Below are 11,415 nucleotides of genomic sequence, written 5' to 3' on the forward strand. Positions count from 1 at the left end.
GAGTCGTCACAAACCTCGATGATCACCGGTGGCCTCTTGCGTGCCTGGACCGGCTCCACCTCAACGTCGCATCTCAACCATGACCCATCAGATCAAAATGATCACTAAAGTCCGGCTGAAGTACTAGGGCCCGCCTGTCCGATCTGGTGCGCGTCACCGCGGCACTGGCGGGATGCGTGGCCGGTCTGCAACGGGACGGCACGTCCCCGCCGCTGCGGTTCACACCGGACGGGGATCGGGCAGGCGACGCGGTCGCCGAGCCGACGTCGGCGGACCTGGGACGCGACTCGGGAGGCCGGGTGTGGCTGGAGCGGCCCGGCTCGAGCGGGCCGCTCGACGACCTCGTGCTGGAACGGTTCGTGCTCGCGGCCCGCCTGCTGAGCAGGCCGGAACCAGCCCGGCCCGCGCCACATCTGGCCGACCCGGCACTGATCGAGCTGCTGCTCGGCGAACAGGCCGCCGCCGAAGACCGGGCACGGGCGCTCGTACTACTCGGACTCGACGCCTCCCGGCCGGTGCGCGTGGGGGCGGTCGGTACCGAAGACGGGAGCGACCCAGGCGCGGCCGCCGTCGGGTTACTGGCGCGAGGCGGGCCGTTGCCGCAGCTGCACGTGGCGGCCGTCGGCGGGGCCGCCGCGGTGCTGCTGCAGCCACGCGAAGGTTCGGTGACCGATGTGCTGCGGTCCTCTATGGACGAACGGGCGCGCGAACGCAACACCGCCGGAGGGATCAGGATCGGTGTCGGGGACGCCGTGCCCGGACTTGAGGCGCGGCGTTCGTGGCTGCATGCGCGGCTGGCCGAACGGTTCGCGGTCCCCGCCGCGGAGCCCGTTGTGGTGCACGGCGAACTGGGCTCGCTGACCCTGCTCGCGGAGATCCCGGTGGCGCGGCTGCGGGCACAGGACGACGTCAAGGCGCTGGACGAACTGGCCGCGACGCCGACCGGGGCGGCCGACGTCGCGGCATTGGAAGCGTTCTGCCGCACAGGTTCCCTGCGGCAGGCGGCGGTCACGCTGCACCGCCACCACTCCTCGGTGGCGGCACGGCTGGCGCATGTGGAGGACGCGCTGGGCTGGCGGCTGGACGAGCCGGGCGACCGGTTCCGGGCCCGGCTCGCGCTGCTCGCCCGCCGCCTGGCCGAGCGCGGTTAGAGCAGTTCCACGTCCAGCGCCCTCGCGAGCACAGCGATCTCCTCGGCGGTTTCGCGTTTGGTCACCGCGGCGTACTCCACCATCATGGACCCGTGGAACGTGCCGGGGAAAAGGTGCAGTTCGGTGGCCACCCCGGCAGCAAGAAGCGCTTGGGCGTAGGCGATGCCTTCGTCGCGCAGGCAGTCGAACTGCATCGCCGAGATGTACGCGGGCGGAAGATCGGCTAGATCCGTCGCCCGGGCAGGTGCGGCGTAGACCGGGACGTCCGCGCCACCGCGGACGCCGGGCCCGAGGTAGCAGTCCCAGCTAATCTCCGCCTTCGGCCTGTTCCAGATCGGAGTGTCGACGAACGCTCGCATGCTGGGTGTGCCCAGCCGGTCGTCCAGCTCGGGGACTCCCAGGTACTGGAACGCGATCGCCGGGCCGCCGCGATCGCGGGCCAGCAGCGCGAGCGCCGCGCACAGCCCGCCACCGGCACTGACGCCGTGGATCGCGATCCGGTTCGGGTCGACGCCGAGTTCGGCGGCGTTCTTCGCCGTCCAGACCAGCGCCGCGTAGCAGTCCTCGAGCCCGGCCGGGTACGGCGCTTCGGGGGCCAGCCGGTAGTCCACTGACACCACCACGACCCCCAGGTCCCTGGCGACCCGCACATTGTTCGGGTGGACGGTGTCGAGGTCGCCGACGATGAACCCGCCGCCGTGGACATCGAAGATCGCGGCGGGCGCGGCGATGCGCTCGGGCGTGTAAATCCGCACACGAACATCCGGTGCGCCCTCAGGGCCAGGCACCAGTTCTTCGCGGACGGTAACGCCGGTGGTATCGACGCCGGCGATCTGCTCGGCCAACGCGGTGCGCAACTGTTCCCGCGCGGCCTGCGGGTCCCTGATGTCTAAATCGGGCAGCATCGGGATGACTGCCGCTACTTCTGGGTCGAATGCGTAGGTCACGGGTCGTTCTCCTTCACGGCGTTGGGGCTCGATCCGATTCTGGGTCACTTGACCGCACCCCGGCATCCGACATGCGTCGCGAAATCACGCCCCGCGGTCCGACACACCGGCAAGTTGGAGAGCCCGGGAACACTGACGGTCGGAGAACGGTGATTTACAGGTTGACGTAGTGCGGCGTCTGAGTGCCGATATCTCATGGCTAGTGGACCGTGATTCCGCTTTCTTTATAAGCCGTTGTTGGCGACCAACTTCCTGATGTTGGTCTCGACGAGTTTGACCTTGGCCAGAATCTCCCCGGCTGTCGCGGTCCAGACGAACGGCTCCGCGGTGGAGTTCCAGTGCCATCCCGCCCACCGTCCCGGGCGGGGCCCCGTCCGGACCCGCGACGTGTGGCGCGCCGCCCGGCACGGTCGGAGTAGAGGTCGGGCGCCACGTTGTTCACCCTGATGCGGTCTGGGGCGAGCTCCACCGCGAGGGACCGGGTCAGGTGCGCGAGACCGGCCTTCGCGGCGGAGTAGACCGCGAAGGCCGGGGCTGCCCGGTGGGCCTCGATCGTGGTCAGGTTCACGATGCTGCCGCCGCGCGCCAGCGCGGATCCGCGGAACCGCCAGCGAGCACGAGTGCAGGACGTGCACCAGATTGGTCCGTAGGAGCGCATCCCAGCCCTTCGGGGTCGTGTCGGTGAAGTCCGCTCGGAAGGTCCCGCCGACGCAGTGGACGACCGTGTCCAGGCGGCCCCATCGCTCGTCGACCGCGGTGTAGAGGCGGGTGAGCACGTCGACGTCACGTGCGTCGCCGGTGAGCACGGTCAGCTCGGGGGCGCCCCGCTCGAGCAGTGCCTCTGTGGCGTGCCGGTCCCGGTCAACCACGGCGACACGGACGTCGTTGTCGAGCAGGTCGTCGGTGATCGCGAGCCCCAGCCCGCCGGCCCCGCCGACGACAACGGCCACGGTTCCCGGGAGGCCCGACCTGCGGGTCCACCACGCCGTCCGCGCGCTCACGCTCGGCCTCGAGTGCATCCGGGACCGTCGCGATCGATTCCAGTCGGCGCATCGTCATGATCTGACGATATCGTCACACGTACGCCCGATCGAGCGAAGGAGAACGAGTGCCGTCAGATTCCCGGTCGTCCGGTGGGTCGGCCCCTTCGGCGGGGCCCCCGCCACACCTCGTCAACCTTCGAGACGTGGGAGGGTTGCCGCTGCGGGGGGGCGGCGAGGTGCGCACGGGGGTCCTCTACCGCTCCGACGCCCCGCTCGCCGGGGACCGGATCCCGCTGGCGGTACCCGTCTGGCCGCCGCGGACCGTCGTCGACCTGAGGTCGGCGGCGGAGCGGTCACCCGAGCATCCGCTCGCGGCATCGGGGGCCGAGGTCCACCATTTCCCGTTACTGGACCGGCTGATCGAACCGCGGGCGGCGCGGCCGTCCGACGACGGTGCCCCGAGGCTGGCGCGGGTGTACCGGAAGATCATCTCTGGGCTGGGCGAGGTCGCCGGTCCCCTCGTCGGGTTGCTGGGCGACTCGCCGGGCCCCGTGCTGATCCACTGCGCCGGCGGCAAGGATCGGACGGGAGTCCTGGTGGCCGTGATCCTGGGGTTGCTGGGTGTGGACCCGGCCGAGATACGTGCCGACTACCGTCGCACGTCCGCGGCCATGCCGGCCCTGCTTCGGCGTCGGCCGGACGGCGGCGTCCAGTACCGGCCCGACGTGCTCGGTGTGCCGGACAGCGCGATCGACGTGGTGTTCGCGACCGTCGGCACGACGCCGGACGCCGTCACCGGATGGCTGCGGCGGCACGGGGTACCCGCCCCCGAGATCGCCGCTGTCCGGGAACGTTTGCGGGCGGACGGGCCTCCTCTTGGGTTTGACGAACTCGTCAGATAGGGTTGCCGTTGCGGCCGGGAGCGCCCTTGCGAAGGGCCCCGGCTTCCCAGCCGACGCGGCCCCGCCTGGTTCGGGCGATGCGGCCGGTGAGCCCTACGGAGATGCGTACGTGACTGCCGACCTAGCCCACGCTCAGAACGTCCCGACCGAGGAGTCGGTGCGCGAGTGGCTGCAATCCGAGCTCGGCGAGGTGGTCCGGATGGACCGCCAGGCCCGCTGGCGACCATGCTGGTACGTCGACGTGGTCCGCGACGGCAAGACCCTGCCGCTCTACGTCCGCGGCCCCCGCGTCGACACCGACCCGCAGTTCACCCTCAACCACGAGATGACACTCCACCGGCTGCTCGAGGAGAACGGCATTCCGGTCCCACACGTGCACGGATCGTGCGACGAGCCGAACTTCTACGTCATGGACCGGGTCGACGGCGTGTTCGAGTTCACCGACAGCACCGATGCCCAGCGACACGCCGTCGTCGACCAGTACCTGCAGGCTCTGGCCCGCATGCACAGCCTCGACGTCCAGCAGTTCTCCGACGCCGGCATCACCCGGGCAACCGCACCCGAACTGTCCTGGCAGCCCGGCATGGCCGCCTTCGAGCGCTCCTACCGGTCATCGAAACAGCGGCCCGACCCCCTCATGGAATGGGGCCTGGCATGGTGCCACCGCAACCCACCGGACACCGGTGGCCGCGAGGCACCCGTGGTCTGGGACTCCGGCCAGTTCTTGCACCGCGACGGCCAGATGCTGGCCATGATCGACTTCGAGGTCGGCCATATCGGGGACCCGATGATCGACCTCGCGGGCTGGCGCATGCGCGGCACCATCATGAACTACGGCGACTTCGAAGACCTCTACGCCCGCTACGGCGAGTACCGCGGGGAGCCGGTCGATCTCGAGGCGATCCGCTGGCACCACTTCGCCTTCACCCTCACCAACCAGCTCACCTTCCACGCCGCCCTCGCCGCGCCGCCCCTCGGGTCGGGCTACATGACCAACCTGCAGTGGTGCACCGAGACCAACGTCATGGTCGTCGAAGCGTACGCCGATAACTTCGGCATCGATCTGGAACAGGTCGAGGTACCCAGCCCCGAGGTAGGCCCGAACGCCCCCGCGTTCGGGCACCTGGTCGAGTCGCTGCGACACTTCCCGGCCACCGATGGCATCAGCAGCACCGTCGGGATGTCCGGGGCGAGCAACGTCAGCACCTACGAGGCTCGAATGGCCTTCCGGCTCGCGCGGCACCTACAGCGGTTCAACGAGATCGGACGCAAGGTCGTCGAGGCGGATCTCGACGACCTCGAACCCCTACTCGGGCACCGGCCCGCCACCTGGCAGGAAGGGGAGGAAGCACTCGAGAAGTTCGTGATCGACGACAACGGCGTCCACGACAACGAACTCCTCCACCTATTCAACCGCCGGACCCGACGAGCACACATGCTCCTCGGGCCCGAAGGATCCGCAATGGCGCAACACCACCCGTGCCAGCCATTCCCGCCCCGCTGACCCGACCCCCCGCGGCGCAGCGTCGATCCACCAGCCTCGTTGCGATCAGCTGGAGCACCATCGGGCCGAACATCTCGACCTTGTCACTCACCCGCTCACCCCGGACCAGCGCGGCATAGCTCTTCTCGAGAACGACGCCGAGCTTGAAGTTCGCGAGCACGAGGTCGTAGCCGGTGTCCTCTGTGGACCGTCCGCTGATCTTCTCGTAGTGCTCGAGCAGCTCACTTCGGCGCGGCATGCCGACGACGTCGATGACGTGGTCGGCACTCGGAAACTCGCCGTCCCACCCCAGCAGGGGATCCCCGATGGTCGTCATCTCCCAGTCGATGACGGCGGCCAGCCGGACCGGGAGCCTGTGGCCGAACATGACATTGGGGAACTGATAGAGGGTGTCTGAGAAGGGTGAGGGTGGTAGGTCAGGGGGTGTGTGAAGCCTCGGTGTGAGGGAGGCTGGTCATGGCCGAGTGGCGCTGGTATCCGACCGATCTGTCCGATGCCGAGTGGGAGCTGATCGCTCCGTTGATTCCCGCCCCCAAACCCGGTGGCCGGCCGCCGGCGCATGAACGCCGGGAAATCGTGAACGCGTTGGCGTATTGGATACGGGCGGGATGTGCCTGGCGGCTGCTGCCGCATGATCTGCCGCCCTGGCAGACGGTCTATCACTACTGGTGCCTCTGGCGGGTCGAGGGCCGCTGGGAGCAGATCCTGGCCGGGTTACGCGAACGTGACCGCACCAGTGGCGGTCGTGATGCCACTCCGGGGGCGGGTGTCCTGGGGACAGTCAGAGCGTGCGGGCCACTGACCGGGGTGGGCTGCATGGCTACGACGGTGCCAAGAAAGTCAACGGTGTCAAGCGTCATCTGCTCGTCGACACCCTCGGTACCGTGCTGGTGGCCTGTGTCAGCCCGGCCAGCGTGGATGATCGTCTGGCGGCGATGGTGGTGCTGTCCCAGGCCCGTGATGCCTTCGTCCGGCTCCGGCACGTGTGGGCTGACCAGGGCTACCGTGGCCGGGACTTCTGCAACTGGGCCGAGGACGCGGTCGATGTCGACGTTCAGATCGTCTCCCGGCGTGATGGTGGATTCCGTCATACCTGGGCCTCGGTCGGGGCACCGCCACGGCAGGTACCTCAGTTCGCGGTGGTGCCGCGCAGGTGGGTGGTCGAGCGCACCTTTGCCTGGCTGGGTAAATACCGCCGCCTGTCCAAGGACTATGAATACCTGACCGCCACCTCCGAGAATTCTATCTACCTGGCAATGGCCATGATCTTGTTGCGTCGCCTTACCCGTGCACCCGCCTGACCCTTCTCAGACACCCTCTACCGCGAAGACCACCAGCACGCCTACGCCGGAACCGGTGTCCACGTCATGGTCGCGCTGCACAACCTTGCTCTGGGCCTGTTACGCCTGGCCGGGATCACCGAAATCACCGAACCCTGGAACGTATCGCCGCCGACCGAACCCGAATCCTGCCGATCATCGCAACCGCTACCAGCACAAACCGACTTTGACGTTCCCCTGTGGCCCTCGGCTATTCCGGACATGGTGCTGTTCCTGGCCTGGGACGAGTCGCGGTACGTCACGGGCATGCAGATGCGCATGGATGCCGGCTCCTACGTCGAACTCCGGGCCACCAACGGCCAGCCCTGAATCCGGCCGGCGGCACCCACGTGGCGGTGGCGGAAGTTGACGGCAAGGTCAGATAGGACCCTCCGGTTTCTCCCGGCTTGAACGACGCGGTACGGGCGCCGTTTCCGGCCACCACGGTGGATCGTGTCGTGGACAGGAACATCGACATGTCCGCAGGTCGTGTCCGTCGACGCTGCCCGCTGGGCGGATTGCGCTCCTTCTCCCGATTAACCGGCGAGGACGGCGACGAGGTTCTCGCTGATCGTGGTGATGATGTCGTCCTCGTCGACCGGGACGCCCTGGCCGCGCAGGTGGAACCAACTGCGGTCCAGCATCGCATGGATCGTCAGTCCCAATGCCTCGGGCGTCTGGGTCGGCGTCTTCTGGCGGTTGCGCAGGTGCAGGCCGATGAGCCAGGCCACGCGCATCTGAAGCCGATTGCCCGCGATCCGGATCTCCTCGTCCGGCGGTGCGGACTGTGCCGCGAGAATGAACGGCCCGTGCTCGTTCATGAAGTCGAAGTACTCGCGCACCCAGACCTCGAAGTCCGTCCGCGAGGCAGGCTGGGGAAGGTTCTCGAGGCTCTCGACGACGGTGAGGATCTCACGGTGTGTCCGCGTACCGAGGATCTCGAAGATCTCCCGCTTGTCGCGAAAGTAGGTGTAGAGGCCCGCGCGCGAGATGCCGCACGCTGTCGTGATGCTGTTGACGCTGGTGCCAGCGTAGCCCCGCTCAAGGAACAATTGCTTGGAGGTGTCCAGGATGCGCTGTCGGGTCCGGAGGGCTCGCTGGCCGAGGCGCTCCACCGGAGTGCCGCCGGCTGCCGGCGCCTCACCCCCGACATCGGCCCTGTTGCTCTTCATGATTAAGTCAGCGTAGTCGATACCCGGCGCGGGCCATCGGGGATAGCGGCCTGGACGGTGCTGGACGGGAGGTCCCGCCGGACGGACGCGTACCCCGCCCACGCGCACGAAGTCTGACGCTGTCGTCGCTTCTGGCTCAGGGCTCGTTCGTCTGGCGGCAGATCGATCGAGGGCCTAGGCTTGACGGCCGGGACCACGCTTCCTACTCTGTTGACGATATCGTCAAAAAGTCGTCCTGCTGGCTCAACGGGCGAGTTCGCCCGCTCCGCGCACAGGACTTGGAGTGGCGGTCGCAACGGACGGGCCGCGCAGGAACACGAGAACCCGATGGAGCCCGATGCTGCGGTCCGGTCCTGTGTCGGCACCCGTGCGCGGGGAGAGGAGATCACGACATGAAGGTGGGTTTGTATCTCGACCTGCGCAATCCGCCGCGCTGGCGGCAGGACCCGGCACGGTTGTACTCGTTCACGCTGGAGCTCGTCGAGGAGGCCGAGCGCGCGGGCATCGATTCGATCTGGACGTCCGAGCACCATCTGTTCGCCGATGACTACCTCAGCGCGCCGCTGACGTTCCTGGCCGCCGTGGCCGCCAGGACCCGGCGGGTACGGCTCGGCACCGCCATCGTCGTCGCCCCGCTGCACCACCCCGCCGAGTTGGCGGAGCAGGCCGCGGTGATCGATCTCATCTCGGACGGCCGCCTGGACCTCGGTCTCGGTGCGGGCTACCGCGTCCCGGAGTTCGAGCTGTTCGGCGCCTCCCTCGAACGCCGCTACGGACAGACCGACGAGGTCGCCCGCAAAGTGCGAGCGCTGCTGTCGCCGGGCGGGGTCCGTCCGCAGCCGGTGCAGTCGCGGCTGCCCATCTGGATGGGGTACCAGGGGCTCAAGGGTGCCCGGAGAGCCGGTCTCCTCGGTGAGGGACTGCTCACCGCCGACGCGCGCAGCTGGGCCCCCTACCGGGAAGGGCTGGTCGAGGCCGGACATGACCCGGAGATCGGACGGATGACCGGACTGATCAACGCCTTCGTCAGTGACGACCCGGACCGGGATTGGGAACTCGTCAAGGATCGGCTCGCCTACCAGCTCGACTCCTACAACGAGCACGCTGTCGAAGGCACCGGCCGGCCGGTGCCCGCGCCGCGCGACCCGGAACGGCTGCGCGGCCGCGACTCGTCGCTGCTCAACTACTTCTGGTGCGATACCGGCGCCGTCGTCGCCGAGCGTGTGCGCGCGTTCACCTCGGGCGCACCGGTCGAGACGGTGTTCATGTTCGTCTCCCTCGCCGGGCTTCCCGAGGAGATGGTCGTCCGCCACATGGAGACGATCTGCCGTGATCTCGTCCCCCTGCTGGCTCCGGTCGACGCCCGCGGTGGGTCGGAGTCGCGGCAGGGCGCGAGTTCCCCGATGTGAGACGACGGCAGGCCCCGCCGCGGAGACTCCGCGGTGTGCTTTTTGGAGGATGACGATGGACAGTGCAGAGTTGCATACCCGGATCGGCGTCGGCGACCTGCTCGCCCGCTACCAGTACCTCGCGGACGCGGGCAAGATCCGGCAGTTGTCCGAACTCTTCGCCGAGGATGCCGAGTACGTGACGAACAGGTCCGAGTGGCGCGGGCCCGCAGGTGTGCTGGACTTCTTCCGGTCCACCAAGGACAGCTTCGTGGGAGCGGGATTCCTGCCCGCGAGGCATTACCTGTCCTCGGTCCTGATCCGCCCCCGGCCGGACGGTTCGGCGAGCACCTACGCGTGTTTCCAGTACATCGGTGTGCGTGGCCTCGACCACTGGGGCACGTACGTCGACGAGGTCGTCCCGGACGGCGACGGCTGGAAGTTCCGGCGTCGGGTGGCGACGGTCGAAGGATGCGTCGCGACCTCTCCCGTCGTGGGACTGCTGGGCATCGAGGCGCGGGTATGAGCGGACGGCTGGAGGGCCGCGTAGCCGTCGTCACGGGCGCGGGCCAGGGGCTCGGCCGCGCGATCGCGGAGGTCTTCGCCGGGGAGGGTGCCTCTGTTGCGCTGCTCGGCCGGACCCGGCGCACCCTGGAGGACGCGGCCTCGAGCGTCGCCGACCGCGGGGGCCGTGCCCATGTCGAGGTCTGCGACGTGTCCGACCGTGCCCAGACCGAGCGGGCGGTCGCGAGTGTGCTCGACGTGTTCGGCGGCGTCGATGCACTCGTCAACAACGCCCAAGGCGGGAACATGACCAAGTACGTCCCCACCGCGAAGGTCGACGACGAGAGCGGGCTGGAGAGTTTCCGCACCGGCCCGCTCGGCGCGCTCCACATGATGCAGGCCTGCTTCGAGCCGCTGCGCGACTCCGGGCACGGGTCGGTGATCAACTTCGGCTCCGGCATCGGGGTGCGCGGCGCCCCTGGCATGGTCTCCTACGCGATGGCGAAGGAGGCCATGGGCGGGCTGACGAAGGTCGCCGCCAACGAGTGGGGAAAGCACCAGATCAGAGTGAACCTGGTCTGCCCCGCGGGCTGGTCCCCGGCGGCGGAGCGCTATCGCGACGAGTTCCCCCGGCAATGGGAGCAGGCGCGTCGGACGACCCCGCTGCGCCGGCTCGGCGATCCACACGACGACATCGCCCGCGCGGTGATGGCGTTGGTGACCGACGACATGCAGTACCTCACCGGCGCCACGCTGATGCTCGACGGCGGGCAGGTTGTGCTGCGTTGAAAGGGAGTCACATGACCGGAATGAGCGGCGGAGTGGCTCTCGTCACCGGTGCGGCGGGCGCGGGGAGCGGGAGAGCATGCGCCCATCGCTTCGCGGCGGCCGGACGCACCGTCGTGGTATCCGATCAGAGCGGCGGAAGGGCGTAGAGGGTCGCGGACGAGATCCGGGATGCGACGGGTGCCCAGCTCCACGCCGTTCGCCTCGACGTCTCGGACCCGGCCGCCGTGGCCAAAGGACATGGATCTCGACGGGGTGGAACGTTCCCGATTTTGTGGACAGTACTGACTATGCTACACAAAGACCCGATTCGTCAAATTTCTCCTCGAACTCGACAGGGGTGAGGTAGTCGATCGCGGAATGTATCCGCTGCCGGTTGTAGTAGATCTCGATGTATTCGAAGACTCCGGCTCGGACGCGGTCGATGGTGTCGAAGGGGCGGAGGTGGATGAGCTCCTTCTTGAGGGTGGCCCAGAAGGATTCTGCGGCGGCGTTGATGCTCCTATAGATGTCAAGCGGCCTGAGGTGACGGATCAGAATCTGTGGCGCGGCGGTGCTCGGCCGCGTTTGATGGCGGCAGAAGGCGATAGACTTCCCGTGCGACGTAGCGTTTCAGTCTTCTGAGTCAAGTTGTCAGGCCGTGGGTGCGCTGGCGGGTCTGGTGGAGGGTGGGGTCGTAGGGGGTGGCGTTGTGCCAGCAGGCCCAGATCACCCGGATCCAGGCGCGGGCGACGATGCGGGTGGCGTGGGGGTTGCGTT

At 68.3% G+C, this 11,415-nt stretch carries 12 protein-coding genes and 2 pseudogenes; 8 read left to right on the forward strand and 6 right to left on the reverse strand.

Annotated elements, in window-relative coordinates; genetic code table 11:
• The first annotated feature begins 146 nt into the window (after positions 1 to 146).
• On the forward strand, positions 147 to 1,151 hold the full coding sequence (locus AB1460_RS32945) for a helix-turn-helix domain-containing protein (RefSeq protein ID WP_368966115.1): 1,005 nt from the start codon (positions 147 to 149) through the stop codon (positions 1,149 to 1,151).
• Here the strand turns inward: AB1460_RS32945 and AB1460_RS32950 are convergent.
• The 3 genes and pseudogenes from AB1460_RS32950 to AB1460_RS32960 form a co-directional block, all read right to left on the reverse strand.
• Positions 1,148 to 2,098, reverse strand: coding sequence for an alpha/beta hydrolase (locus AB1460_RS32950; RefSeq protein ID WP_368966117.1), 951 nt, complete (start codon positions 2,096 to 2,098; stop codon positions 1,148 to 1,150). The two genes, AB1460_RS32945 and AB1460_RS32950, sit on opposite strands and share 4 nt — an antisense overlap.
• Positions 2,099 to 2,297: 199 nt before the next feature.
• Entirely contained in the window at positions 2,298 to 2,756 is a 459-nt protein-coding gene (locus tag AB1460_RS32955; protein ID WP_368966133.1) for an SDR family oxidoreductase, read from the reverse strand.
• Positions 2,743 to 3,117: pseudogene (locus AB1460_RS32960) on the reverse strand (SDR family NAD(P)-dependent oxidoreductase); the annotation flags it as partial. The gene AB1460_RS32955 and the pseudogene AB1460_RS32960, both read right to left, overlap by 14 nt.
• A gap of 89 nt (positions 3,118 to 3,206) precedes the next feature.
• On the opposite strand from AB1460_RS32960, the gene AB1460_RS32965 reads away from it, so the two are divergent.
• Together AB1460_RS32965 and AB1460_RS32970 are read left to right on the forward strand one after the other, a co-directional pair.
• Positions 3,207 to 3,983, forward strand: a complete 777-nt coding sequence (locus AB1460_RS32965; RefSeq protein ID WP_368966119.1) for a tyrosine-protein phosphatase — start codon at positions 3,207 to 3,209, stop codon at positions 3,981 to 3,983.
• A gap of 109 nt (positions 3,984 to 4,092) precedes the next feature.
• Positions 4,093 to 5,487 carry a phosphotransferase family protein gene (locus tag AB1460_RS32970; RefSeq protein ID WP_368966121.1) on the forward strand — a complete coding sequence of 465 codons (1,395 nt, stop codon included), beginning with the start codon at positions 4,093 to 4,095 and terminating at the stop codon, positions 5,485 to 5,487.
• A 37-nt stretch (positions 5,488 to 5,524) separates the two neighbouring features.
• On the opposite strand, the pseudogene AB1460_RS32975 reads toward AB1460_RS32970, so the two are convergent.
• A pseudogene (locus AB1460_RS32975) lies at positions 5,525 to 5,872 on the reverse strand (acyl-CoA dehydrogenase); the annotation flags it as partial.
• A 71-nt stretch (positions 5,873 to 5,943) separates the two neighbouring features.
• Between AB1460_RS32975 and AB1460_RS32980 the strand changes: the two are divergent.
• Positions 5,944 to 6,788 (forward strand): IS5 family transposase gene (locus AB1460_RS32980; RefSeq protein WP_368966123.1). Its coding sequence is split into 2 segments (ribosomal slippage): positions 5,944 to 6,261 and positions 6,264 to 6,788, totalling 843 coding nucleotides; the frame shifts between segments, so codons are not numbered across the junction.
• Between the two features lie 66 nt (positions 6,789 to 6,854).
• Positions 6,855 to 7,136 (forward strand): hypothetical protein, encoded by a 282-nt coding sequence (locus AB1460_RS32985; RefSeq protein ID WP_368966136.1) that lies wholly within the window; start codon positions 6,855 to 6,857, stop codon positions 7,134 to 7,136.
• Positions 7,137 to 7,342: 206 nt separating this feature from the next.
• Here AB1460_RS32985 and AB1460_RS32990 read toward each other — a convergent pair whose 3' ends face one another.
• Complete coding sequence (locus tag AB1460_RS32990; protein WP_368966125.1) at positions 7,343 to 7,978, reverse strand: TetR/AcrR family transcriptional regulator; 636 nt, start codon at positions 7,976 to 7,978, stop codon at positions 7,343 to 7,345.
• Between the two features lie 392 nt (positions 7,979 to 8,370).
• Between AB1460_RS32990 and AB1460_RS32995 the strand changes: the two genes are divergently transcribed.
• The 3 genes from AB1460_RS32995 to AB1460_RS33005 are packed head-to-tail and all read left to right on the forward strand — an operon-like array spanning position 8,371 to position 10,659.
• A complete protein-coding gene (locus tag AB1460_RS32995; protein ID WP_368966127.1) occupies positions 8,371 to 9,387 on the forward strand; it encodes an LLM class flavin-dependent oxidoreductase in 1,017 nt (338 codons plus the stop codon).
• A gap of 55 nt (positions 9,388 to 9,442) precedes the next feature.
• Complete coding sequence (locus tag AB1460_RS33000) at positions 9,443 to 9,892, forward strand: nuclear transport factor 2 family protein (protein ID WP_368966129.1); 450 nt, start codon at positions 9,443 to 9,445, stop codon at positions 9,890 to 9,892.
• Entirely contained in the window at positions 9,889 to 10,659 is a 771-nt protein-coding gene (locus tag AB1460_RS33005) for an SDR family NAD(P)-dependent oxidoreductase (protein ID WP_368966131.1), read from the forward strand. Before AB1460_RS33000 ends, AB1460_RS33005 begins: the two co-directional genes overlap by 4 nt.
• A gap of 285 nt (positions 10,660 to 10,944) precedes the next feature.
• Here AB1460_RS33005 and AB1460_RS33010 read toward each other — a convergent pair whose 3' ends face one another.
• Positions 10,945 to 11,244, reverse strand: coding sequence for an IS3 family transposase (locus AB1460_RS33010; RefSeq protein ID WP_368966135.1), 300 nt, complete (start codon positions 11,242 to 11,244; stop codon positions 10,945 to 10,947).
• Positions 11,245 to 11,415 lie beyond the last annotated feature (171 nt).

The sequence above is a fragment of the Parafrankia sp. FMc2 genome, from assembly GCF_041008525.1.
GTDB lineage: Bacteria > Actinomycetota > Actinomycetes > Frankiales > Frankiaceae > Parafrankia.

Coding starts and splice junctions, on each gene's coding strand:
- AB1460_RS32955 (WP_368966133.1), bottom strand. CDS start 2,756: ATGCGCTCCTACGGACCAATCTGGTGCACGTCCTGCACTCGTGCTCGC.
- AB1460_RS32985 (WP_368966136.1), top strand. CDS start 6,855: ATGGTCGCGCTGCACAACCTTGCTCTGGGCCTGTTACGCCTGGCCGGG.
- AB1460_RS32990 (WP_368966125.1), bottom strand. CDS start 7,978: ATGAAGAGCAACAGGGCCGATGTCGGGGGTGAGGCGCCGGCAGCCGGC.
- AB1460_RS32995 (WP_368966127.1), top strand. CDS start 8,371: ATGAAGGTGGGTTTGTATCTCGACCTGCGCAATCCGCCGCGCTGGCGG.
- AB1460_RS33000 (WP_368966129.1), top strand. CDS start 9,443: ATGGACAGTGCAGAGTTGCATACCCGGATCGGCGTCGGCGACCTGCTC.
- AB1460_RS33005 (WP_368966131.1), top strand. CDS start 9,889: ATGAGCGGACGGCTGGAGGGCCGCGTAGCCGTCGTCACGGGCGCGGGC.